We start from the raw sequence: 22,692 nt of genomic DNA, 5'->3' as shown, positions 1-22,692 counted from the left end.
GCGCTACTTCTTCATCGTGCCGGTTTCCATAATGCGGGTGTGGAAGTCGAACGCATGACGAAGATCGTGTGGCGTCTGCTGGAACTTGCTCTTCGACGCCAGCTCCACGTACTCCTCGAGCAGTGGGCGGTAGTCGGGGTGAGCGATCGCGATCATCTTGGCCACACGGTCACGTGGAGCGAGGCCGCGCAGGTCAGCTACACCGAACTCGGTGATGAAGACCATCGCGTCGTGCTCGGTGTGGTCCACGTGGGACACCATCGGGACGATGGAGGAAATCGCTCCGTCCTTCGCGGTCGCCGGGGAGATGAACGAGGAGATGTAGGCGTTGCGGGTGAAGTCGCCAGAGCCGCCCAGAGCGTTCATGATGCGGGAACCGTTGATGTGGGTGGAGTTCGCGTTGCCGTAAATGTCCGCCTCAATCATGCCGTTGGAGGCAATCAGGCCGGTGCGGCGGATGACCTCCGGGTGGTTCGAGATCTGCTGCGGGCGCAGGATGATGGACTCGCGGTAGCGCTTGGCCTCCGCGTTCATCTTGTCTGCGTACTCAGGGGACAGCGAGAAGGACGTTGCGGATGCGACGGACATCTTGCCGGCGTCGATAAGGTCGACCATGCCGTCCTGGATAACCTCGGTGTACGCCTGGATGTTCTCAAACTTCGAGTCCATCAGGCCGGCCATCACGGCGTTCGGCACGTTGCCCACGCCGGACTGCATAACGTAGCCGTCGTAGGTGAGGCGGCCGTGGCGCACCTCGTGCTCGAGGAAGTCGAGGAAGTTCGCGGCGATGCGCTCAGAGGTCTCGTCCGGAGCCTTGAACGGCGCGTTGCGGTCCTCAGCGTTGGTCTTAACGACGGCGACGACCTTCTCCGGGTCGATCTCGATGTAGGTGGTACCGATGCGGTCGCCAGCCTTGGTAATTGGGATCGGGATGCGGTTCGGCAGTGGTGGCACGAGCCAGATGTCGTGCATACCTTCAAGGTCGAGCGACTGCCACTCGTTTACCTCGATGATGATCTTCTTCGCCGCGTTGAGGTACTCAACAGAGTTGCCGACAGACGAGGAAGGCACGATGTTGCCCTCCTCGGTAATGCGGACCGCCTCGACGATCGCGACGTCCACGTCGCCGAAGAAACCCTGCTCAACCATCATGCCGGAGTGGGACAGGTGGATGTCCTGGAACTTCATCTCGCCGGCGTTGATCTTGTTACGCATCTGCGGGTCAGACTGGTACGGCATTCGGTAGCGCAGCGCATTTGCTTCCGCCAGGACGCCGTCGCACTCCGGTGCCGTCGAGGCGCCGGTGAACAGGTCGATTGCGTACTCCCGGCCAGCGTTGTGCTCGTCGGTTGCCTTGGCTGCGATCGCAGCAGGCATTGCCTTCGGGTAACCAGCGCCGGTGAATCCCGAGATACCGACCTTATCTCCATGGTTCACGAACTGGGCAGCTTCCTCTGCAGTCATGACCTTGGCGCGCAGCTTGTCACTCGCGATACGCTCGCTCATTAAAAACCTCACTTCGTGTTGATGATTCAGATATCACACCACCATAATTGTGACTTAGGTCTTACGGCAGAAAACTACGCAAACATCCAGAAAGGTCACCCTCACTGGATACCCCCTACCGAGCGAAGCGGGCGTCGACAAACAAAAGGGACATCCGAATTGGACTGCGCACGCAGTGGCGGGAACAATGGGGGCACTATGAACCCACATCTGAGCATCGGCGGCCTGGAGCTGAACTCCCCCGTCCTCCTCGCGCCGATGGCCGGCGTGACCAACATGCCGTTCCGCGTGCTGTGCCGCGAAATTGAGCAGGAGCTCACCGGCACCACCTCCGGGCTGTACGTCTGCGAGATGATCACCGCCCGCGCGATGGTCGAGCGCAACGAAAAGACGCTCAGGATGATCAGCTTCGCCGATGTGGAACAGCCGCGCTCCATGCAGCTCTACACCGTGGACCCCGCCTACACCTACGAGGCGGTGCGCATGATCGTCGAGGAAAACATCGCCGACCATGTGGACATGAACTTCGGTTGCCCAGTGCCCAAGGTCACCCGGCGCGGCGGCGGGTCGGCCATCCCGTATAAGCGCAGGCTGTACGGCAACATCGTGGCCGCGGCTGTCCGCGCGGCGGAAGGTTCGGGGGTGCCAATTACGGTGAAGTTCCGCATCGGCATTGACGACGACCACCACACGCACATGGACGCGGGCCGGATCGCCGCCGAGGAGGGTGCGGCAGCCGTGGCGCTGCACGCGCGTACCGCCGCCGAGCGCTACTCCGGGGCGGCGCACTGGGATGAGATCGCCCGGCTGGTTGAGCACATGCGCGGCACGGGGCTGCCGGTGATCGGCAACGGGGACATCTTCGCTGCCAAGGATGCGACCGACATGATGGAGCAAACCGGCTGCCACGGCGTGGAGGTAGGCCGCGGGTGCTTGGGCAGGCCGTGGCTGTTCGCCCAGATTGGCGCGCAGCTGCGCGGGGAGCCGATTCCGCCGGAGCCGACGCTCGGGCGCGTCAGCGGCATCATCGCCCGCCACGCGGAACTGCTCGCGGAGCACGTCGGTGAGCAGCAGGCCTGCCGCGACATCCGCAAGCACACCGGCTGGTACCTGCGCGGATTCCCGGTTGGCGGCGAATTCCGCAAGGACCTGGCCCGGGTGGAAACGCTCGATGAGCTCGGGGCGCTGCTGGCGACCATCGCGGACTCCGAAGAACTCGCCGAGCACGCCGACGACGCCCGCGGCCGCCAGGGTTCTTCCTCCAAGGTTGCGCTGCCTGAGGGCTGGCTCGACGATCCGGAAGACGCCACCGTGCCGGAGGGCGCGGAAATCGAGAACAACGGCGGCTAGCCCTAGCCTCGTTGATAAGGCCGTACCTATTACTATGGCGGGCATGCGTACCGCCTACCGTGAACACCTCGAAGCCTTCAACCGCGACCTGCTGCAGATGTGCGACACCGTGCGCGAAGTCATGCAGCTGGCGTCCACGGCGCTGCTGGAGCAGTCACTTGAGGACGCCGAGCATGCCCTCAACGCCTCTGACCCGCTCAAGGAGTTGAAGCTGCGCTGCGAGGAGCGCAGCATGAGCCTGCTCGCGCTGGAGAACCCGGTGGCGGGAGACCTGCGCCAGGTGCTGTCCTCTATCTATATCGTGGAGAACTTCTCGCGGATGGGCGCGATGGCGAAGCACATTGCGAAGCTGGCGCGGCTGCGCCACCCCTTCCCCGTGTTGCCGAACACGGAGCACGCCCCGATCGCTGAGATGGCCGCCCGCGTGGACGAAATGGTCAACATCACACACGACCTGCTGCTCGACCCTGACGCGGACGTCGCCGTTGAGCTCAACGCAATCGACGAAGGTGTCGACGACCTCCACGACTACCTCAACGCCATCACAACGTCTGACTCCTGGGAACACTCTGCGCGGGAGGCCGTCGACGTGGCGCTCGTCTCCCGCTACTACGAGCGCTACGCGGACCGCTGCGTGAACGTCGCAGGACGCGTCGTCTTCCTGGTCACGGGCCTAAACCCGAAGGAGTACATGAAGCAGCGCGACGAGGACGCGTTTGACCGCCACTCGAAGCTGGCGGCAATCGAGCGGCGGTTCAGAGCCAAGAAGTAGCGGCTAGCCGAACCGGCCAGCGATGTAGTCTTCGGTTTCCTGCCGTGACGGGTTCTCGAAGATCGTGGTGGTGTCGTCGAACTCGATGAGCTGGCCAGGCTTACCGGTTGCTTCCAGGGAGAAGAACGCCGTCTTGTCGGACACACGCGCGGCCTGCTGCATGTTGTGTGTCACGATCACGATGGTGTAGTTCTCCTTCAGCTCGTGGATGAGTTCCTCCACGGCCAGGGTCGAGATCGGGTCGAGGGCGGAGCAGGGCTCGTCCATAAGCAAGACCTCGGGGCGCACCGCGATGGCTCTCGCGATGCAGAGGCGCTGCTGCTGACCACCTGAAAGGCCACCACCCGGCTTGTCCAGGCGGTCCTTGACCTCGTCCCACAGGTTCGCCGCGCGCAGGGAGCGCTCCGCGACGTCCTTGAGCTCCTTCTTGTTCTTCACCCCTGCCAAGCGCAGGCCCGCCACGACGTTGTCCTCGATGGACATCGTCGGGAACGGGTTGGCCTTCTGGAACACCATGCCGACGGTGCTTCGCACCGACACCGGGTCCACGTCCTTGCCGTAAATATTGTGGCCGTCCAGAATAATCTCGCCCTGCACGGAGGCGCCCGGGATCACCTCGTGCATGCGGTTGAGCGTGCGCAGCACGGTTGACTTGCCACAGCCCGAAGGGCCGATGAACGCAGTGACTGCCTGCGCGGGAATCTCCATGGTGACGTCCTGCACCGCGTGAAAATCACCGTAGTAAATGTTGACGTCACGCATCTGAAGCTTCGACATATTGCACGTAATCCTTATTTCTTCACTGAAAACTTCGCGGCAATCAACCGCGCGAGGGCGTTGAGCACAACAACAATGATGAGCAGTGTGAGGGCCGAGCCCCACAGCCTGTCGGCGGCCGCACCCGTGCCGCCTGCCTTCCACATGTCCAGCATGAACAGCGGCAGCGAGGACTGCGGCTGACCAAACATGCCGGCCCAGTTCACGATCGGCGTGGACCCAACCAGGATCAGCACCGGCGCGGACTCGCCCATCACGCGGGCAATCGCCAGCATGATGCCGGTGGTGATGCCGGAGAAGGCCGTCGGCACCACGACGCGCACGATGGTCTTCCACTTCGGCACGCCCAGGGCGTAGGACGCCTCGCGCAGATCCATCGGCACCACGCGCAGCATCTCCTCCGTATTGCGCACCACCACGGGCAGCATCAGCAGGATCAGCGACAGCGCGACCGCGAAACCGGAGCGCGCCTGCCCCAGCACCGTAATCCACAGCGCGTAGATGAACAGCGCGGCAACAATCGACGGCACACCTGACAGGATGTCCACCATGAACGTGGTCAGCTTGCCCAGCTTCCCGCCCTTGTCATACTCCACCAGGTAGATCGCTGTGGCCACGCCAATCGGGATCGCAATTATCGACGCCACCAACGTCTGCGCCAGCGTTCCTACAATCGCGTGCAGCGCACCGCCGCCCTCCTTGGTGGCGCGGATGCCGACCATGTCGGTGGTCCACCAGGACACGTCGCTGATGGCGTCCCACCCGCGGCCGACCACCGTGACCAGCAGCCACAGCAGCGGCAGCATCGCCAGCACCATCGTGGCAGCCACGAGCGTGCCCATCACAGCGCTTTTTATCGTGCGCGACTTCGCCACGGGGGTAAATGGCGACATAGGCTTTGTTGTCATTTACTTCTCCTCACAATCGCGCGCGCTGCAGCGTTGACCGCAAACGTAATCACAAACAGGACCAAGCCCGCCGCAATGTAGGCGCCAGCGCTAATCGGGTTATTGAACTCCGCGGACGCATTCGCGATCGCGGTTGCGAAGGTGGTGCCGCCGTCGAAGAGCGAGCCGCGGAACAGCGGCGCCGGGGATACCACCATGTACAGCGCCATCGTCTCGCCCAACGCGCGGCCAAGGCCCAGCATCGATCCCGCCACGAAGCCAGACTTGCCGAACGGCAACACCGTCATCCGCACCACGTCCCAGCGCGTCGCGCCCAAGGCCATCGCAGACTCGATGAGACCGCGCGGCGTCTGCGTGAAGATCTCGCGGGCGGTGGCTGCGATGATCGGCAAGATCATGATGGCCAGCACGATGCCACCGGTCAGGATGTTGCGGCCGGTCGCGAACGACGGCGAGTTTTGGTAGTGCGCGAAGAGGAAGAAGTCGCCTCCCCAGGAATGCACCCACTCGTAGAACTTGCCGAGCGCGGGTCCCAGCACTTTCGCGCCCCAGATGCCGTAGACGATCGACGGCACCGCCGCCAGCAAGTCCACCAGCACCGCGAGCGGGCGCACCATGCGCTTCGGCGCGAAGCTCGAGAGGAACAGCGCCACGCCCAGAGCGACCGGCATCGCGATCAGCAACGCGATGAGCGAAATCATCACCGTGGAGAAGAACAAGTTCGGGATACCGAAACGCATTGCGTCCAGGTTCGCCGTCTCCCACGGGCCCGAATACGTCAGGAACCCGAGGAAGCCGCCTTCGTTCCGCAGCAGGGGCGGCAGGGCCTCCAGCAGGAGGAATGCGCCAATCGCAGAAATGATGAGCGTGATTAAAACCGAAGAGGACGTCGATACGCCCTCGAAGACGCGGTCCCCGGCTCGGCGCCGGGGGCGCGCCTCAACTTGAGCTGTAGCCATTGTTACTGAATCGCGTTGATGGCCTCGCGGAGACGCTCAGCGTGCGCGCCCGACACCGGGATGAAGCCCTCGGACTCCAGCTCGCTGTCCTGCGAGTCCAGCGCCACGTTCAGGAAGTCACGCACCATGCCAGCGGTTGCGGCATCGTAGCCAGCCGAGCACACAATTTCGTAGGTGGTCAGGATCAGCGGGTAGGAATCCGCATCCTTCGACGCGAACAGCGCTTCCGAGTCCACCACCATGTTGTGGCCCTCCGTGGAGAACTTCATGTGTGCCAGCGCGTTGCCCACGGTGGTGGAGTTCAGCTCAACCGGGCCGTTGCCGAAGTCAACCTTCGCAATCTTGTCTGCGAAGCCCGCCTCAACGTAGGTGATCGCGCCTGGGGTGTTTGCCACCTGGTCAGCGACACCGGTGGAGCCATTCGCACCGGAGCCGACCTCCGTCGGGAACGCCTTGCCCTTCGACTCCCACTTGCCATCCGACGCCGCAATCAGGAACTTTTGGAAGTTATCCGAGGTACCCGACTCGTCCGCGCGGTAAACGACGTTGATCTTCTGGTCCGGCAACTCCACGCCCGGGTTGGACTCCGCAATCTTCGGGTCATTCCAGTTCTTGATGACGCCCTGGAAGATCTCCACGATGTTGTCGACGCTCAGCGTCAGCTCGTCGACGCCCTCCAGGTTGTATGCAACCGCGACAGGGCCAATCACGAACGGCAGGTGCCACGCCTCGTTGCCACCGCAGCGCTCCGCAGCCTTTGCGACTTCCTCTTCCTTCAGTGGCGAGTCGGAGCCTGCGAAGACCACCTGGTTATCCAGGAACTGCTTCACGCCAGCGCCGGAGCCGGTCGGGTTGTACGCAAGCGTTGCCCCCGGAACGTCTGCCTCGTACACGGTACGGAAGTAGTCCATCGCGTTCTGCTGCGAAGACGCGCCCTCCGCCAACAGCTGCCCAGTTTCGCCGGAAAGTTCGTACTCCCCTGCGACTGCAGCATCGGAACCGGGGGTATCCGTTGCGGAGGTGTCCGCCGCATTGTCTGCACCGTTGCCACACGCAACCAACGCGGCCGACGCTACCGCCAATGCACCGAATACTGCTGCAGAACGCTGATTTTTGAAATTCACGTGGAATACCTTTCCAAGAAATAGTGACCTTTAATGTTCGAGGAGTAACGCTAAAGCGTGATGGTGAACACTAAAGGCCCCTATTCGTGAACTTCACATGAATGTTGCGTGACGGTTGGGTTTAATCACCCGCCGCTGCCCCCGCCGCTTTATATACGACGTGGCGCTCCGCGACCTGGAATCCAAGCTCCTCGTAGCGCTTCACGGCCGGGGCATTGTCCGCCTCAACGTAGAGGATCACGGCCGGGCTTCCCTGCTCCGCGAGGTGAACCAGCCCCAGTTCCATCAATACGCCGCCAAGGCCGTGGCCGCGGAAGGCGTCCGCCAAGCCGACAACGTAGACCTCTCCGGTGCCGTCCGGGTGGCGCTTCGTCCAGTGGAAGCCCGCGAGTTCCTCGCCGTGGTACAGGAACCACACACCCGCCGGGTCAAACCAGTCGGCCTCCATCGCGCGGTGGAGGCGCTCCAAATCCCAGCCACCCTGCTCCGGGTGCCAGGAAAACGCCTGGTTGTTGGCTTCCAGCCACGACTTTTCGACGGGCTCCCTGCCCCACTTCGCGCTCGCCTCAACGAGGTTGAACGCCTCGTATCCCTCGGGCAGCTGCACGGGTTCAGCGCGCACCTCGTCCAGACGCATCACGAGCAGCTCGCGCACCGGGCGGAGCCCGAGGAGCAGCGCAACCTCGTGGGCGTCGGGCAGGTTACCGTGGGCCCATAGGCCGGCGGCGGGGTTGTGGGCGAAGGCGGCGTCGACAAGGCTGCGGCCCATCCCCTGACCTCGCGACTGCGGATCCACCGCGAGCTCCGCCGAACCGTCCGGGGCGAACCCTACTACTCCTACAACGTCGTCGCCCTGTCTGACTACCAGGTGGTTGTGGCCCAGGCGGGCGTCGTGAAGCCCGTTGAGGAACTGCTCGGAAAAGGCGGCGATGCCGTCGTAGTCCGCGACGCGCTGCAGCATCGCCTCGACCTGTTTGGCCGTCTCCGGCTGTTCCGGCAGCGTGAGCGGTTGGGGGTGAAAGCGAGTGTTCGTCATGCCCCAAGGCTAGCGTGTGTGTACAACTAGAGACGTGAAGAAACGGTCGATCGCCCTCGGGCTCGTTGCGGTGCTGTGCGTCGGTGGCGCCGCCGACACCCTGTTTGCCTCCGGCGTGGAGCGCACGCTGTCGAGGCAGGCCGCGCAGCTCAACGGGCTCGAAGTCGCCCCCGAGGCCTACATCTCCGGGTTCCCGGTGGCGCTGGCTGCTGTGACCGGAGCTGTGTCAAGGGTGAGCCTGCACTCCGTAGACGTGCCGGTGGCGGGCGTCGGCGTGGGCAACGCCGGGGTGGAGCTGATCAACCTGGAACTGCCCGCGAGCGCCGGGCAACGCCTGCGCCGCGCGGATCTCACCGGCGCGCAGGCCGACGTTGTACGCCGCACAGTGCGCCTCGACGGCGTCGCGTTCGGCCAGCTCCTCGGCATGACCGACCTCGACATCGCGCATCCCTACGACATCTCGCCCTCCGGCGGCACCGCGAGCGAAGCTCGCATGACCGGCACCGTCCCCGGCACGGACATTCCCACCACAGTCGTGGTCACCCTGCGCCTCGACGGCCCCACGTTCCGCATGCGGCCCAGCCAGCTTATCGACGTCCCCTCCGACCTCACCGACCGCGTCATCGACGCGTACACCCTGGACAGGGACACCCGCGACCTGCCGCTAGGCGGCCAGGCCGACAACGTGCAACTTTCCGGCGGCTCCATCGAGTTTTCCCGCGACCGCATCAACACCGTCGTGGAGGCCGGCGACCTCGCGCCGCTGGTGTAGGACGTTGTAGCCTGGTACGCATGAGTGAAAAACTAAACGGGAACGAAGCAGTCAACCTCGCCGCGGAGCAGTCGAAGGCGACTGCGCACCGCAATATCCCAGCGCTTGGGTTTGATGAGATGCCGCTGCCAGCGGACACGGCCAACCTTCGCGAGGGCCCTAGCCTCCACGACGGCCTCTTAGCACTTCTGCCGCTGGTCGGCGTGTGGCACGGCGAGGGCCAGGCCAACGATAACGGCGACGAGTACGCCTTTGGCCAGCAGCTGGTCATCTCCCACGACGGCGAGAATTACCTCCGCTTCGAGTCCCGCATCTGGCGCCTGGACGAGGACGGCAAGCCCACCGGCGCTGACCAGCGCGAGGTCGGCTTCTGGCGTATTTCCCTGAAGGACGAAATCGAGGTCACCCTGACCAATTCCCGCGGGCTCACCGAGATCATGTACGGCACGCTGCTCAACGAGCGCGCATGGCAGCTGACCAGCGCGTCGACCATCGTGACGGAAACCGGCCCTGAGAACCACGGCCCGGGCAAGCGCGTCTACGGCCTGATGCCGAACAACAACCTCGGTTGGGTTGACGAGCGCGCCGTCGACGGCGAGATGGTCCCCTACATGTCCGCCGAGCTCAAGCGCGTCGCCGGCTAAGCACTAGGGTTTACAGGCTTTTACAGGCCGATGCTCGCGTCGAGCGCCTGCTGCACTAGCTCCTGGATCTCCCGAGCGTTCTCGGGGGCCGGGAGCTTTTTGTCATTCAGGCGCTTCACCCTCGTTGCCATCCGCGTGGAGCTCACCAACCACACCGACTCAGCCTTGAACAGCTCATTCAGGTAGATGTCTTTCTGCTTGCACTTCCAGCCGCGCGCGGATGCGTACTCGAACAGCGCGGCCTGCGTCGTGCCCGGCAGGATGCCCGGCCCCGGCTTCGGCGTGCGGATCCGCCCGCCCTTCTTCACCACGATCACCGTCGAGTTCGCGCCCTCCAGCACGCGCTCGGTGGTGGGGTCGATGTAGATGACGTCGTCGTGCCCGTGGCTCTTCGCCCAGCGCAGCGCAGCCATGTTCGCCGCATAGTTCAAGGTCTTCGCGCCTACCTGCATCCACGGCACTGCGTGCTCACCGGTGTCCAGGGAGTAGCCACGCGAGGTCGTCATCACCGATACCCCGCTCTTGCGCTGCTTCAGGGCAGTCTCGTCGATGGGGCGCACCGTCAGCCACGCCGTGGGGACGCCGGTGGTTTCGCGGCCACGCGTCATCGTCCACACGCAGCGCGCGTCCACTTCCTCCGGCTCGCTGCCGCGCTCGCGCACGTAGTCGGCCACCGCCTCATTCGTCGCCTTCACCCAGTGGTCCACCCCCGGGTCCGGCAGGTCGAGTGTGCGGGCGCTTCGCCGGAAACGCTCAATGTGGGCCTCAAGGTTGGCGGGCACCCCCTTCCGGATCAGGATGGTTTCGAAGATGCCGTCGCCACGCGTGACGGCGGCGTCGTCCCAAAACACGTGCGGCATGCTGGCGTTTTGGCGTCGAATAGAACCGCCGAACGGTTCCACAAGATAGATCACTGGAGCTGGTAACAAGTGCGACGAACCCATGCGTTCATAGTATCCCGCTACGATGGTGGATGTGTTGAACTCTTCTCCACTTTTGCAACGCCCTGGCGCCGCAGAGTTTGCGGGCACGACGCCGCTCGACGCGAAGGGGGTCGCCTGGCACTACGGGGAGCCGCTCGGCGAACAACGCGCCATGGACACCCAGCCCGTCATCATCGACCGCTCGCAGCGCCGCATCATCGCGGTCGCGGGGCCCGACGCACCAGAGTTCTTAAACAACCTCCTCTCACAAAAGCTTGACGACGCCCCCTCCGGCTTCGCAGCCTCCGCCCTCGACCTCGACGCGCAGGGCAGGATCCTCCACCACGCCGACGTCTTCTACGACGGCACCACGTTCTACCTCGACCTGCCAGCCGCGCAATACGAAACCTTCACCGCGTTCCTGCGCAAAATGGTGTTCTGGTCCGACGTCACCATCACCGACACCGACCTGGCGATCCTCACGCTCATCGGCCCAGCCGACGCCACGGAAGCCCTCGCGGCGGTGGACGGCGTGGCGTTTTCCCGGCGGGTGTCCCCGTGGACCGCGCACGCGCGCTTCGACATCGCGGTCGAACGCGACCGGCTCGAAGAGGTCGTCGATGCGCTGGTGGAACGCGGCGGCGTGCTCGGCGGGCTGATGGCGTTCACCGCCGAGCGCGTGCGGGCCGGCGAGCCCGAACTCGGCGCCGACTGCGACGAAAAAACCATCCCGCACGAAGCCCCGCGCCTGATCAACCGCGGCGACCGCATCGCCGCAGTCCACCTGGAGAAGGGCTGCTACCGCGGGCAAGAAACCGTCGCGCGCGTGGAAAACATTGGCCGCTCCCCCCGCCTGATGGTCATGCTGCAGCTCGACGGCTCCGCACCCACCGAGCCAGAGATCGGTGCAACCATCCGGGCGGGCGGGCGCGCGGTTGGCACACTCGGCACCGTCGTCCACGACGCCGACTACGGCCCCATCGCACTGGCCCGCCTGAAACGGTCCGCACTCAACGCCGGCACTGACGTCGACCTTGACATCGATGGCGTTTCCGCTCGCATCGACCCTGATTCTCTTCCCACCGATGAGGGCGAGAAAGCCGGGCGCAAGGCCCAACAACGGTTGCGCGGCAACTAGATCTCAGACTGGCCCCTGTGTGGGCTCTTGCCGGGGCCCGCTGGGCAAACACACAGGTCACCCCGTGGAGGGGAATTTTTGGAACGTTCGCGCTATTATGTCCTACAGGACAATTAACGAATCGAAAAGCATGAGGCCGCTCCCTGCCCGGGAGCCGCCCAGAAGAACCACCTCAAGGGGGTCACGCAATGGGTCGCGGACGCGCCAAAGCAAAGCAGACCAAGGTTGCTCGCCAACTCAAGTACAACTCTCCTGAAATGGACCTCGAGTCGCTCCAACGCGAGCTCGCAGGCAAAGCTCCGAAGAAGAGCTGGGAAGAGGACGACGACTACGAGGTAGATGACCAGTACGCCGATTACGCCGACTGGGATGCGTACGGCACCTCAGACCGCTAAACGTCCAACGCTTACAAAGAACACCCGCTGCCCATCCGGGCAGCGGGTGTTCTTTTGGTGCCTTAACACTCGTTCAGAGGCTGCTGGCACCAAGGAGACACCAAATTCCTTGGTTTTAGGTAGAGGCCTGGCGTTTTCCCTGGTCGCTGGTCGGGCGGGAGAGAATTTGGTGCACGCACGGGAGCACGAGTGCCAAAGGACGCAATTCCAAAACAGGCCACTTACATATCCACAGGTCACAAAAGGGCTAGATAAAACTGGGTGCGTCCTTTGGCACTGAGGCCACTAAGGAGACACCACATTCCTACACAGCCAATCAGCGACCTGGGCTTTTGTGAAGTCCGGTGATTGAAATTGCGGAATGTGGTGCGTGATTCCTAAGAATGCTGGCCCCGAAGTACCGCGCGGGCATCCTCCCCGGCCTCGGCCGTGCGGACCTCGCCGAGGACCCAGCTGTCGATGCCGCGGTCCTTCAGCAGCGCCAACGCCTGGTCACGCGCTTCTGGTGCCACGACGGCCACCATGCCGATACCCATGTTGAAGGTCTTCTCCATCTCCTCGACGGGGACGTCGCCGACGGATTGGATGGTCTGGAAGATCGGACCGGGGGTCCAGGTGGAGCGGTCCATGTCTGCGACCAGGCCTTCAGGGATGATGCGCTCCATGTTGCCGGCCAGGCCACCTCCGGTGACGTGGCAGAACGTACGCACGTCGCACTCCTTGGCAAGCGCCAGGCAGTCAAGGGCGTAGATCTTGGTTGGTTCCAAGAGCTCCTCGCCGAGGGTGCGGCCGAGGGCGTCGACGTGGCCGTCGAGAGGCAGGCCGGCGCGCTCGAGCAGCACGTAGCGTGCGAGTGAGTAGCCGTTGGAGTGCAGGCCGGAGGACGCCATCGCGATGATGGTGTCGCCCTCGCGGACCTTGTCTGGGCCGAGGAGCTCGGAAGCTTCGACGACGCCGATTGCGGTGGCGGAGACGTCGTAGTCGTTGACGTCCATGACGCCTGGGTGCTCCGCGGTCTCGCCACCGAGCAGGGCGCAGCCTGCCTGGACGCAGCCCTCGGCGATGCCGGAAACGATGTCAGCGACCTTCTCGGGAATGACCTTGCCGATTGCGATGTAGTCCTGCAGGAAGAGTGGTTCGGCACCGCAGACGACGAGGTCGTCGACGCACATGGCGACCAGGTCGATGCCGATGGTGTCGTGCTTGTCCATCGCCTGAGCGACGGCCAGCTTGGTGCCGACGCCGTCGGATCCGGCCGCGAGCAGCGGCTCCTTGTACTTGCCCAAGGCGAACAGGCCGGCGAAGCCGCCGATGCCACCCTGGACCTCTGGGCGGGAGGCACGCTTGGCAAGAGGCGCGAGCAACTCTACGGCCTTGTCGCCGGCTTCGATGGAGACACCTGCGGCCTCGTAGGACACGCCCGAGTCAGCTGGGGTGTTGTGGTGGGTCATGATGCGTTTTCACCTTTCTGAAGACGACGAACAAGATCTGCGTTGTGGTTGCCCTCCGGGAGCCCGAGTGGGTACTCGCCGGTAAAGCAGGCCGCGCAGAGGTTGGAGGCTGGCTGGTTGGTGGAGGCGATCATGTCCTCGGTGGTGACGAACGCCAGGGAGTCCGCACCCACCATGGTCCTGATGGACTCGGCGACGACTTCTTCGTTGCCGCCGCGCCCGTGGTTGGCGATGAGCTCGCCGGGGCTGGCGAAGTCGATGCCGTAGAAGCACGGCCACTTCACTGGTGGCGAAGCGATGCGCACGTGCACTTCGGCGGCGCCGGCCTCGCGCAGCATCCGGATCAGTTTGCGCTGGGTGTTGCCGCGCACGATGGAGTCATCCACGACGACGAGCTTCTTACCCTCGATGACTTCGCGCACCGGGTTGAGCTTCAGTCGCAGGCCCAACTGGCGCAGCGTGTCCGAGGGCTGGATGAAGGTGCGGCCCACGTAGGCGTTCTTCATCATGCCCTGCTTAAACGGGATGCCGGACTCCTCGGCGTAGCCGATTGCTGCCGGGGTGCCGGACTCTGGGACCGGCATGACCAGGTCAACGTCGACGGGTGCGACGCGGGCCAGGCGGCGCCCGATGTCGATGCGGGCGCTGTTGACGGATTGGCCGTCGACAACTGAGTCGGGCCGGGCGACGTAGACGTACTCGAACACGCAGTGCGCGTGCGGTGCGTCGGCGAAGCGCTCGGAGTGGACGCCGGTCTCGTCGATGGCGATGAGCTCGCCTGGTTCGATGTCGCGGACGAAGGAGGCGCCCACGATGTCCAGCGCACACGTTTCGGATGCGACGACCCAGCCGCGTTCCAGGCGGCCGAGGCACAGTGGGCGCACGCCGTGTGGGTCGCGGGCCGCGTAGAGGGTTTTACCGTCGGTCACCATGAAGCAGAACGCACCCTTGACGCGCGGCAGGAGTTGGCGCGCGGATTCCAGGAGGGTGACGTCGTCGCGGATGGCGTCGGCAAGCAGGGCGGAGACGACCGCCGTGTCGGAGGAGGAGCCCTGGCCCTCTACCCCGTCGGCGGGGATGAGCTTGCGCTCCACGGCTTCGCGCTGCAGCTCCACGTAGTTGGTCAGGTTGCCGTTGTGTGCCAGCGCGACGTCGGTGCCGTTGGGGCTGACGCGGTACATCGGCTGCACGTTGTCCCACGAGTTATTGCCCGCCGTGGAGTACCGGGTGTGGCCGATGGCGACGTCGCCTTGCAACGCGCCGAGCGTCGGCTCGTCAAAGATTTGGCTGACCAGCCCGATGTCTTTGAACACCACCACTTGGTCGTGGTCGCCCACAGCGATACCTGCGCCTTCTTGGCCGCGGTGCTGGAGGGCAAATAGTCCGAAATATGTCAGTTTTGATACGTCTTCACCGGGCGCCCAGACGCCGAACACACCGCATTCTTCGCGCGGCGTGTCATCCCCGATGTATTCCTCTTCGGTTCGCACGTGCTCTACTCTAACGAACACCTAGGGGTGAAGGGGTAGAACGGGCAGCCCTTTTTGGACTTCGTGGGCTCGGGAGCCGGAGGCGTCGATACGCCCGGCGCGAACTTCTTCCTCGAAAGTGGCACAACCTGTGGCGATTCGCAGCCAGGTGGTCGGGTCCATTTCCACAACGTTGGGCGGGGTGCCGCGGGTGTGGCGGGGGCCTTCGACGCACTGCACCGCAACAAACGGGGGTACTCGCAGCTCTACTGTGTGCCCGGGCATCTCGTGGGCGAGGGTGCGGGCGGTGCGTCGCACGGCGTCGGCAAGCAGCGCCCTGCCGGGCTTATCGACGCCCTCTTCGTCCAACAACCAGTCCTTGATTGCCAAGACGGCCGCTCGAGTCGCTGCCGGGTCCACCTCTGTCTTCTTCGGTGCCTTCCTCTGTGCCATGGATTTCATATTATGCTGTGGTGCCATGAAGTCTCCTTCCATCACGCTGCGTTTCATGGCGGCTCCTACAGATGTTCTCCACGCGGGCGCCCAGGGCGTCTCCGGTGGCCGTGTGTTGCAGTGGATCGACAAGGCGGCATACGCGTGTGCCGCGCAGTGGTCTTCGACCTACTGCGTGACTGCCTACGTCGGCCACATCCACTTCACCCGACCGATTCCGTCGGGTCACATTGTGGAGGTCCGTTCCCGGATCGCGATGACTGGCCGCACCTCCATGCACATCGTCAACGAGGTGCTCTCGGCAGACCCACGAGAAGGTGTTTTCACCCGCGCGTGCGACTGCCTGGTGATTTTCGTGGCAAAGGATGCAGCTGGGCGCCCAACCCCGGTGCCGACATTTACGCCTGAGACCGATGAGGAGCGCCGCGTGGAAGCCGCCGCGATCTCCCGCATCGACCTGCGCAAGGCCATCGAGGCGTCCATGCTGGAGCAGACCTACACGGACGACTCCACCGCACCACGCACCATCCACCGCTTCCTGGCGAAGCCGACCGACATCAACTGGGGCGGCGATGTGCACGGCGGCACCGCCATGGAGTGGATCGATGAAGCCGGCATGGCCTGCACGATGGAGTGGTCCGGGGAACGCACCGCAGCGGTGTACGCGGGCGGCATCCGCTTCTACAAGCCGATCCACATCGGCGACCTCATCGAGGTAGAAGCGCGCCTGACCAGGACGGATGCGCGCTCGATGCATACCTCCATCTTTGTTCGATCGGGGGACCCGCGCGGCGGACGCGAGTCGCTCCAGAACGCGATTCACGCCACGGTGACCTACATCGGCATTGACATCGACGGCAATCCACTGGCCGCGCGCAAGTTCACCCCAGTCACGGACGAGGACAAGCGCCTCTGGGAGCACACGCAGACGCTCAAGGACCTGCGGGCACAGTACGAGCCGGAGCCGCTGGTGCGCCCAGACGATGCGCAGCAGCGCGTCGACTAGTGGCGGCTATGTCAGTGCTGAAGCGAACCGCTGCGCTGCTGGCCTCTGTGGGCTGCCTCGCCGGGTCGATGGCGGGCTGCGCGGCGCCCCAGCCGAAGACGGCGACCGCGCTGCAGTTCCGCCAGTCCGCCGCCGTCACGCTCCTCGGCGATAAGGGCGGGGCGTACCACTTCCGGGCCCGCGTAGAGAACCCCCGCGTCATCTCAGGACAGGAGGCACGCAGCCGCGTCGGCGACTACACCAACGCCGACACCGCGCTCGCCGACGTGACCCAGCTGCGCTGCTTCGACATCAGCTACGTCTACACCGGCGGCACCGCAGGCGACAGCCCCGACGAAAGCGTAGCCAGCCCCGACATCACCATCGTCGGCGAAGGCAACGTGGCGGCGAACCGCGTGCGCAACTTTGCCACCCAGCTCTGCGACACCGTAGACCTCCCGGTCTTGCCACGGGACCCGCAGGCGCTCGTTCCCAATCAGACCTACAACCAGACCTTCGTCAGCTTCTCCGTCGACGACGCAGGCCAGCCAGGTGTTGAGGCAACGGGCCTGCGCATGGAAACGCCGCCAGGCACCGTGATGACCTGGCGGCATAACCTCTAAATCGCGTTAGTTACAGCGCGGCGTTCGGGGCCGTCGCGTTGCCGAACAGTGCCGGCAACGTATTCGCCCACGCGTCGGCCAGCGCGGCCACGGCGACGGAGTGCTCACCGAAGGTGATCTGGCCGTCGTCGGTGGTGGTGCCCAACACGTGCGCTGGGACGCCGGTGGCGTTTGCGCGCTCGATGGTGGCGTCGACAAGCGACGGATCCACCGCGACGAGCACGCGGGAGGCGGACTCGGAGAACAGCGCGGTGAACGCGTCCTCGTGGACCGCCGAAAGATCCAGCTTGGCGCCCTTGCCGGAGCCAAGCAGCATCTCGAAGACCGCCTGGGACAGGCCACCTTCTGAGAGGTCGTGCGCGGCGAGGATGTCCTTGTTCGCGTGCAGCAACTCGCCGAGGCGCTCCTCGTTCGCGAGGTCTACCTGCGGCGGCAGGCCGCTCAGGCCCTGGCCGGAGATGTCTTGCCACACCGAGCCGCCGAACTCGGCCTTGGTGTCGCCGAGCACGAGCAGGGTCTGCTGCCCCTCACCCTTCGGCAGGCGGTGCGGGATCGCATCGTTGACGTCCTCGATCACGCCGAGCACGCCCACGACTGGGGTCGGCAGGATTGGGGTCTCGCCGGTCTGGTTGTAAAAGGACACGTTGCCGCCGGAAACCGGAATCTCCAGCTCAGCAGCGCCGTCGGCAAGCCCGTGGACGGCTTCGCGGAACTGCCACATCACGTCGGGGTTCTCAGGGGAACCGAAGTTGAGGCAGTTCGTCACCGCGACCGGCTTCGCGCCGGTGACCACAACATTGCGGTAGGCCTCCGCAAGCGCGAGGCGCACACCCATGTTCGGGTCCAGGTAGGAGTAGCGGCCGGACGCGTCAGCGGAAATCGCCACACCGCGCGAGGTCTCCTCGTTGATGCGCAGCACGCCCGCATCCGAGTACTGGGCCTGCACGGTATTGCCGCGCACGTAGCGGTCGTACTGCTGCGTGATGAAGTCGCGGGAGCACAGCGCCGGGGAGGCAACCATCTTCAGCCAGGTAGCCTCCAGGTCCTCCGAAGTATCGACGTCCGCCTTCGCCTGCACGCCATCAAGCCATTCGGGGCGCGCGTACGGGCGGTCGTAGACCGGGCCTTCGTCGATCGATGACGGCGGCGCGTCCAGTACCAGCTCGCCCTTGTGGTAGACGAGGTAGCGGTCCTTCTCATCGGTGACCTCACCAATCACGGCCGCACCGACCTCCCACTTCGCGCAGATCTCCATGAAGCGATCCACGTTCTCAGGGGTGACCACGGCGCACATGCGCTCCTGGGACTCGGACGCCAGGATCTCGGCGGCGCTCATATTCGCCGCGCGCAGTGGCACGTTGTCCAGGTTGACGGTCATGCCGCCGTCGCCCGCCGCAGCCAGCTCGGAGGTAGCACACGCCAAGCCGCCGCCACCGAGGTCCTGAATACCGACGACAACGCCGGCCTTGTACAGCTCCAGGCAGCACTCGATGAGGACCTTTTCCGCGAACGGGTCGCCAACCTGGACGGCTGGGAGCTTGCGCTCCTCGCCTTCCTCGAAGGTCGCAGAGCCCAGCACCGACACGCCGCCGATGCCGTCAAGGCCCGTGCGGGAGCCGAAGAGGACCACCTTGTTGCCCGTGCCGGAGGCGAACGCCAGCTTCAGGTCCTCGACCTTGAGCGTGCCCACGCACAGCGCGTTGACCAGCGGGTTACCCGCATATGCTTCGTCGAAGACGGTCTCGCCGCCAATGTTCGGCAGGCCCAGCGAGTTGCCGTAGCCGCCAACGCCGTGCACCACGCCAGGCAGGACTCGCTTGGTGTCCGGCGCGTCAGCAGGGCCGAAGCGCAGCTGGTCCATCACCGCGATTGGGCGCGCGCCCATCGCCATGATGTCGCGCACAATGCCGCCCACACCCGTCGCGGCACCCTGGTAGGGCTCCACGAAGGACGGGTGGTTGTGGCTCTCCACGCGGAAGGTCACCGCGTCGCCGTCACCGATGTCGACGACGCCCGCGTTCTCGCCGATACCGGCCAGAATTTTCGACGCCATCTCCTCCGTCATCGTCTCCCCGAAGTAGCGCAGGTGCACCTTGGAGGACTTGTAGGAGCAGTGCTCGGACCACATGACGGAGTACACCGTCAGCTCCGCATCCGTCGGGCGGCGGCCCAGAATGCGCTTGATCTTTTCGTACTCGTCGGTCTTCAGGCCGAGTTCCGCGTAGGGCTGCTCCAGCTCAGGAGTCTGCGCGGCGTGCTCCACCGTGTCATTATGTACAGTCATTGTTTCCCTACGCTCCGATCGAAGAAATAGCGGACAAGAACAACCCGAGCCCGTCCGTCGACGGCCCCGTAAGCGCCTCAATCGCGTGCTCCGGGTGCGGCATCAACCCCACGATGCGGCCGTTTTCGCTCGTCACACCAGCAATCGCGTTGATAGAGCCGTTGAAGTTATCCGTGTAGCGGAACACCACGCGGCCTTCCTTCTCCAGCTGCTCGATGGTCTCGGCGGACGCCTGGAAGCGGCCCTCGCCGTGCTTCGCCGGCACGAGGATCTTGTCCCCCTCGTTGAAGCGGTTCGTCCACGCGGTCTCCGCGTTGGCCACCTCAAGGTAGGTGTCCACGCAGTAGAAGTTCAGGTGCTGATTGCGGGTCAGCGCGCCCGGCAGCAGTCCAGCCTCGGTGAGGATCTGGAAACCGTTGCAGATGCCCAGCACCGGCATGCCCTTCTTCGCAGCCTCCACCACAGCGCCCATCATTGGGGCTTGCGCGGCGATGGCTCCGGAACGCAAATAGTCCCCGTAGGAAAACCCACCGGGGACCACGACGGCGTCAACACCCGTCAAATCTTCATCAGCGTGCCACAGCGACTTCGGCTGTGCGCCAGCCAGGCGAACTGCACGCAACGCATCGACGTCGTCGAGCGTGCCTGGGAACGTGATTACACCGATGGTTGCCGTCATCGAACAACCTCGAAGTCTTCAATCACCATATTTGCCAAGAGGGTTTCGGCGACGCGCTTGAGCTCATCGTCGGACACGGTGTCGTCGACTTCGATTTCAAAGCGCTTGCCCTGACGCACGTCCTCGACACCGTTCACCCCGATTCTGCCCAGCGCTCGCAGGACAGCTTGGCCCTGCGGATCCAAAATTTCAGCCTTAGGCATGACATTTACCACGACTTTTGCCATGAGAATCCTTCGTGTCTCGGAGGTCATTACGACGAAGACAGTATAACGAACGGATCCCTCCCGCGGGAGTCCTTTATTTTGCGGCTGCTAGACGGTGCACGCCCCCGAGTGTACGAGCGTCCAGGCGTACTCGAACGCGGTCTGCTTCCACTTCTCGTAGCGGCCGGACACACCGCCGTGACCGGCGGACATCTCCGTCTTAAGCAGAATCTCCCCGCCCGTAGCTATCTCACGCAGCTTCGCCACCCACTTCGCGGGCTCCACGTACAGCACGCGCGTATCGTTCAGGCTGGTCACTGCAAGGATGTCCGGGTAGCGCTGGGCTGTGATGTTCTCATACGGGGCGTAGGAGGCCATGTAGTCGTACACCTCCGGGTCATGGTACGGGTCGCCCCACTCCTCCCACTCCACCACGGTCAGCGGCAGCTCCGGCATGAGGATTGAGGTCAGCGGGTCCACAAACGGCACGATCGCCTGGATGCCCGCGAACTTCTCCGGGGCCATGTTCGCAATCGCGCCCATCAGCATCCCGCCCGCCGATCCGCCCTCGGCCACAAGCGTGTCGTAGGAGCTCACGCCCGCGCGCACCAGCTCGTCGGCGCACGCGATGAAGTCGGTGAACGTGTTCTTCTTCGTGAGCATCTTGCCATTGTCGTACCAGCCGCGGCCCATCTCGCCGCCGCCGCGCACGTGCGCGCACGCCCACACCATGCCGCGGTCCAGCAGCGACAGTCGCGCCCCGGAAAAGCCTGGGTCCACGGAGGACTCGTAGGAGCCGTAGGCGTAGAGCAGCGTCGGGTGCGGATGGGTCATGTCCAGGTCCGCGCGGTGCACCACGGAGATCGGCACCTGGGTTCCGTCGTCGGCCGTAGCCCACATGCGGCTGGCAACGTAGTCGGCGGCGTCGTAGCCCCCGAGCACCTCCTGCTGCTTCAGCAACGTCACGCCGCGGGTGGCCACCTGGTAGTCGAACAGCTGGGCAGGCTGCGTAAACGAGGTGTAGGTCAGCCGCACCACCGGGGCGTCCCACTCAGGGTTACCGCCGAGGCCCACGGTGTAGAGCTCCTCGTCGAACTCGAGCTCGCGCAGCGCGCCGAAGTTGTCCCCCTCCACAGGCGCTACCGCAAGCCTGCTAATGCCGCCCGAGCGGTAGGCACAAAACAGGAAGTCCCGGTACGTATCGACGCCCTCTACGCGCACGTCCGCGCTGTGCTCCACGAACGTCTCCAGCTCAGTCAGCGGCACCCGCGCATCCACCGGGCAGGTCCCCACTGCAAAGTTGGGGCCGGTGGCGTTGTGCGTGACCACCCAGTACCCGCGCCCGGCGAGCTCCGCGTAATCCAGGTCGTACTCCACGCCTTCCTCGCGCGGCCACAGCACCTCGAACTCGGCGGTCGGCGTCTCCAGGGGTACCGCGCGCCACTCGCTGGTCAGCTTCGAGCTGGCCACGATGTACAGGAACTGCTCGGCGCGGTCCCCGCCCACGCCGAGGTTGAAGCGCTCGTCGTCCTCCTGGTAGACCAGCACGTCCTCTGACGCCGCCGTGCCTACCTCGTGGCGCCACACCTGGTGCGGGCGCCACGCGTCATCAACGCGCAGGTAAAACAGGTACTGCTCCCCCGCCCACGTCGCGCCGTAAAAGGCACCTTCGATGGTATCCGGCAGCAGCTCGCCGGTCTCCAGGTCCTTGATGCGCAGGTCGAAGCGCTCGTCGCCGGAGGTATCCGTCGAAAAGGCGAGCAAGCGCCCCGACGTAGATACCGCTGACGCGCCGAGTGAGAAGAACTCATGGCCCTCGGCCATCTCGTTGAGGTCAAGCAGCACCTGCTCCCCCGGCAGCGGCGAGCCGTCCTCCGGCAGCGTCGGCGGCGTCCACGGGTCGTCGCCGACCCGCACGCGGCAGGACACGCCGTAGCTCTTACCCTCGATGGTGCGGCCGTAGTACCACCAGTCGCCGTTGCGCTGCGGCACGGACATATCAGTCTCCTTGATGCGAGACTTCATCTCCTGGTAAACCTGCTCAGCGAGCGGGGCAAACGGGGCGGTCGCCTCCGCGGTATACGCGTTCTCCGCCTCCAAATAGGCAATGGTCTCCGGGGACTGCTTGTCCCGGAGCCACTCATAATTATCGACGAACTCGCGTCCATGAAACACGCGAGTCGTAGGGTGTTGTGCTGCCACTGGCGGTTGCGCGCTGAAATTCGTCATAGGCGACGA

The 22,692-nt window shown here is 64.5% G+C and carries 22 protein-coding genes; 8 read left to right on the top strand and 14 right to left on the bottom strand.

What is annotated here, in order from left to right; genetic code table 11:
• Nucleotides 1-3: 3 nt before the first annotated feature.
• A complete protein-coding gene (locus tag BJP05_RS01995; protein WP_070361953.1) occupies nt 4-1,506 on the bottom strand; it encodes an acetyl-CoA hydrolase/transferase family protein in 1,503 nt (500 codons plus the stop codon).
• A 198-nt stretch (nt 1,507-1,704) separates the two neighbouring features.
• Here BJP05_RS01995 and dusB point away from each other — a divergent pair, with 198 nt between their 5' ends.
• Entirely contained in the window at nt 1,705-2,856 is a 1,152-nt protein-coding gene (gene dusB / locus BJP05_RS01990; RefSeq protein ID WP_070361952.1) for a tRNA dihydrouridine synthase DusB, read from the top strand.
• Between the two features lie 43 nt (nt 2,857-2,899).
• Nucleotides 2,900-3,628 carry a PhoU domain-containing protein gene (locus BJP05_RS01985; RefSeq protein WP_070363440.1) on the top strand — a complete coding sequence of 243 codons (729 nt, stop codon included), beginning with the start codon at nt 2,900-2,902 and terminating at the stop codon, nt 3,626-3,628.
• Between the two features lie 3 nt (nt 3,629-3,631).
• On the opposite strand, the gene pstB is transcribed toward BJP05_RS01985, so the two are convergent.
• The 5 genes from pstB to mshD all read right to left on the bottom strand — a co-directional run bounded on the left by pstB (nt 3,632) and on the right by mshD (nt 8,432).
• Nucleotides 3,632-4,405, bottom strand: coding sequence for a phosphate ABC transporter ATP-binding protein PstB (gene pstB / locus BJP05_RS01980; protein ID WP_070361951.1), 774 nt, complete (start codon nt 4,403-4,405; stop codon nt 3,632-3,634).
• Between the two features lie 14 nt (nt 4,406-4,419).
• Nucleotides 4,420-5,313 carry a phosphate ABC transporter permease PstA gene (pstA, locus tag BJP05_RS01975; protein WP_070361950.1) on the bottom strand — a complete coding sequence of 298 codons (894 nt, stop codon included), beginning with the start codon at nt 5,311-5,313 and terminating at the stop codon, nt 4,420-4,422.
• Entirely contained in the window at nt 5,310-6,272 is a 963-nt protein-coding gene (pstC, locus tag BJP05_RS01970; RefSeq protein ID WP_070361949.1) for a phosphate ABC transporter permease subunit PstC, read from the bottom strand. The genes pstA and pstC overlap by 4 nt, the downstream gene beginning before the upstream one ends.
• Nucleotides 6,273-6,274: 2 nt before the next feature.
• A complete protein-coding gene (pstS, locus tag BJP05_RS01965) occupies nt 6,275-7,396 on the bottom strand; it encodes a phosphate ABC transporter substrate-binding protein PstS (protein WP_070361948.1) in 1,122 nt (373 codons plus the stop codon).
• A gap of 121 nt (nt 7,397-7,517) precedes the next feature.
• Nucleotides 7,518-8,432, bottom strand: a complete 915-nt coding sequence (gene mshD / locus BJP05_RS01960; RefSeq protein WP_070361947.1) for a mycothiol synthase — start codon at nt 8,430-8,432, stop codon at nt 7,518-7,520.
• A gap of 34 nt (nt 8,433-8,466) precedes the next feature.
• Between mshD and BJP05_RS01955 the strand changes: the two genes are divergently transcribed.
• Together BJP05_RS01955 and BJP05_RS01950 are read left to right on the top strand one after the other, a co-directional pair.
• Nucleotides 8,467-9,204, top strand: a complete 738-nt coding sequence (locus tag BJP05_RS01955; RefSeq protein ID WP_070361946.1) for a DUF2993 domain-containing protein — start codon at nt 8,467-8,469, stop codon at nt 9,202-9,204.
• Between the two features lie 20 nt (nt 9,205-9,224).
• Entirely contained in the window at nt 9,225-9,848 is a 624-nt protein-coding gene (locus BJP05_RS01950) for an FABP family protein (protein WP_070361945.1), read from the top strand.
• Nucleotides 9,849-9,868: 20 nt separating this feature from the next.
• On the opposite strand, the gene BJP05_RS01945 is transcribed toward BJP05_RS01950, so the two are convergent.
• Nucleotides 9,869-10,792, bottom strand: coding sequence for an aminodeoxychorismate lyase (locus BJP05_RS01945; protein WP_070361944.1), 924 nt, complete (start codon nt 10,790-10,792; stop codon nt 9,869-9,871).
• 31 nt (nt 10,793-10,823) lie between these two features.
• Here BJP05_RS01945 and BJP05_RS01940 point away from each other — a divergent pair, with 31 nt between their 5' ends.
• Both BJP05_RS01940 and BJP05_RS01935 read left to right on the top strand, forming a co-directional pair.
• Entirely contained in the window at nt 10,824-11,909 is a 1,086-nt protein-coding gene (locus BJP05_RS01940; RefSeq protein WP_145945232.1) for a folate-binding protein YgfZ, read from the top strand.
• A gap of 188 nt (nt 11,910-12,097) precedes the next feature.
• Nucleotides 12,098-12,304: a DUF3073 domain-containing protein gene (locus tag BJP05_RS01935; RefSeq protein WP_070361942.1), complete on the top strand. Its 207-nt coding sequence runs from the start codon at nt 12,098-12,100 to the stop codon at nt 12,302-12,304.
• A gap of 377 nt (nt 12,305-12,681) precedes the next feature.
• On the opposite strand, the gene purM is transcribed toward BJP05_RS01935, so the two are convergent.
• Genes purM through BJP05_RS01920 form a run of 3 tightly spaced genes read right to left on the bottom strand, consistent with a single transcriptional unit; the run spans nt 12,682 to nt 15,704 of the window.
• Nucleotides 12,682-13,755: a phosphoribosylformylglycinamidine cyclo-ligase gene (gene purM / locus BJP05_RS01930; protein WP_070361941.1), complete on the bottom strand. Its 1,074-nt coding sequence runs from the start codon at nt 13,753-13,755 to the stop codon at nt 12,682-12,684.
• Nucleotides 13,752-15,245 carry an amidophosphoribosyltransferase gene (gene purF / locus BJP05_RS01925; protein WP_240492787.1) on the bottom strand — a complete coding sequence of 498 codons (1,494 nt, stop codon included), beginning with the start codon at nt 15,243-15,245 and terminating at the stop codon, nt 13,752-13,754. The genes purM and purF overlap by 4 nt, the downstream gene beginning before the upstream one ends.
• Nucleotides 15,246-15,266: 21 nt before the next feature.
• Nucleotides 15,267-15,704 (bottom strand): sterol carrier family protein, encoded by a 438-nt coding sequence (locus BJP05_RS01920; RefSeq protein ID WP_168156162.1) that lies wholly within the window; start codon nt 15,702-15,704, stop codon nt 15,267-15,269.
• Here BJP05_RS01920 and BJP05_RS01915 point away from each other — a divergent pair.
• On the top strand, nt 15,703-16,683 hold the full coding sequence (locus BJP05_RS01915) for a hotdog domain-containing protein (RefSeq protein ID WP_336296762.1): 981 nt from the start codon (nt 15,703-15,705) through the stop codon (nt 16,681-16,683). The two genes, BJP05_RS01920 and BJP05_RS01915, sit on opposite strands and share 2 nt — an antisense overlap.
• A gap of 8 nt (nt 16,684-16,691) precedes the next feature.
• The gene (locus BJP05_RS01910) at nt 16,692-17,285 is read left to right on the top strand and encodes a hypothetical protein (RefSeq protein ID WP_145945231.1); all 594 of its coding nucleotides are present in this window, start codon (nt 16,692-16,694) and stop codon (nt 17,283-17,285) included.
• A gap of 10 nt (nt 17,286-17,295) precedes the next feature.
• On the opposite strand, the gene purL is transcribed toward BJP05_RS01910, so the two are convergent.
• From purL to BJP05_RS01890, 4 genes are all read right to left on the bottom strand, one after another.
• Nucleotides 17,296-19,569 (bottom strand): phosphoribosylformylglycinamidine synthase subunit PurL, encoded by a 2,274-nt coding sequence (purL, locus tag BJP05_RS01905; protein ID WP_070361936.1) that lies wholly within the window; start codon nt 19,567-19,569, stop codon nt 17,296-17,298.
• A gap of 7 nt (nt 19,570-19,576) precedes the next feature.
• Nucleotides 19,577-20,248 (bottom strand): phosphoribosylformylglycinamidine synthase subunit PurQ, encoded by a 672-nt coding sequence (purQ, locus tag BJP05_RS01900; protein WP_070361935.1) that lies wholly within the window; start codon nt 20,246-20,248, stop codon nt 19,577-19,579.
• On the bottom strand, nt 20,245-20,475 hold the full coding sequence (gene purS, locus BJP05_RS01895; protein WP_070361934.1) for a phosphoribosylformylglycinamidine synthase subunit PurS: 231 nt from the start codon (nt 20,473-20,475) through the stop codon (nt 20,245-20,247). The genes purQ and purS overlap by 4 nt, the downstream gene beginning before the upstream one ends.
• An 87-nt stretch (nt 20,476-20,562) precedes the next feature.
• Nucleotides 20,563-22,683, bottom strand: coding sequence for a S9 family peptidase (locus BJP05_RS01890; protein WP_070361933.1), 2,121 nt, complete (start codon nt 22,681-22,683; stop codon nt 20,563-20,565).
• Nucleotides 22,684-22,692: the final 9 nt, after the last annotated feature.

It is taken from the genome of Corynebacterium sp. NML98-0116, from assembly GCF_001767255.1.
In the GTDB taxonomy this organism is placed as follows: Bacteria; Actinomycetota; Actinomycetes; order Mycobacteriales; family Mycobacteriaceae; genus Corynebacterium; species Corynebacterium pseudogenitalium.
The sequence above is the reverse complement of the archived record's forward strand: the minus strand, read 5'-3'. Positions and strand labels throughout refer to the sequence as shown.

Coding starts and splice junctions, on each gene's coding strand:
- BJP05_RS01935 (WP_070361942.1), top strand. CDS start 12,098: ATGGGTCGCGGACGCGCCAAAGCAAAGCAGACCAAGGTTGCTCGCCAA.
- BJP05_RS01910 (WP_145945231.1), top strand. CDS start 16,692: ATGTCAGTGCTGAAGCGAACCGCTGCGCTGCTGGCCTCTGTGGGCTGC.
- mshD (WP_070361947.1), bottom strand. CDS start 8,432: ATGACGAACACTCGCTTTCACCCCCAACCGCTCACGCTGCCGGAACAG.
- purL (WP_070361936.1), bottom strand. CDS start 19,569: ATGACTGTACATAATGACACGGTGGAGCACGCCGCGCAGACTCCTGAG.
- BJP05_RS01945 (WP_070361944.1), bottom strand. CDS start 10,792: ATGGGTTCGTCGCACTTGTTACCAGCTCCAGTGATCTATCTTGTGGAA.
- pstA (WP_070361950.1), bottom strand. CDS start 5,313: ATGACAACAAAGCCTATGTCGCCATTTACCCCCGTGGCGAAGTCGCGC.
- BJP05_RS01890 (WP_070361933.1), bottom strand. CDS start 22,683: ATGACGAATTTCAGCGCGCAACCGCCAGTGGCAGCACAACACCCTACG.
- dusB (WP_070361952.1), top strand. CDS start 1,705: ATGAACCCACATCTGAGCATCGGCGGCCTGGAGCTGAACTCCCCCGTC.
- pstB (WP_070361951.1), bottom strand. CDS start 4,405: ATGTCGAAGCTTCAGATGCGTGACGTCAACATTTACTACGGTGATTTT.
- BJP05_RS01950 (WP_070361945.1), top strand. CDS start 9,225: ATGAGTGAAAAACTAAACGGGAACGAAGCAGTCAACCTCGCCGCGGAG.
- pstC (WP_070361949.1), bottom strand. CDS start 6,272: ATGGCTACAGCTCAAGTTGAGGCGCGCCCCCGGCGCCGAGCCGGGGAC.
- purS (WP_070361934.1), bottom strand. CDS start 20,475: ATGGCAAAAGTCGTGGTAAATGTCATGCCTAAGGCTGAAATTTTGGAT.
- BJP05_RS01995 (WP_070361953.1), bottom strand. CDS start 1,506: ATGAGCGAGCGTATCGCGAGTGACAAGCTGCGCGCCAAGGTCATGACT.
- BJP05_RS01920 (WP_168156162.1), bottom strand. CDS start 15,704: ATGGCACCACAGCATAATATGAAATCCATGGCACAGAGGAAGGCACCG.
- purQ (WP_070361935.1), bottom strand. CDS start 20,248: ATGACGGCAACCATCGGTGTAATCACGTTCCCAGGCACGCTCGACGAC.
- BJP05_RS01915 (WP_336296762.1), top strand. CDS start 15,703: ATGAAGTCTCCTTCCATCACGCTGCGTTTCATGGCGGCTCCTACAGAT.
- BJP05_RS01985 (WP_070363440.1), top strand. CDS start 2,900: ATGCGTACCGCCTACCGTGAACACCTCGAAGCCTTCAACCGCGACCTG.
- purM (WP_070361941.1), bottom strand. CDS start 13,755: ATGACCCACCACAACACCCCAGCTGACTCGGGCGTGTCCTACGAGGCC.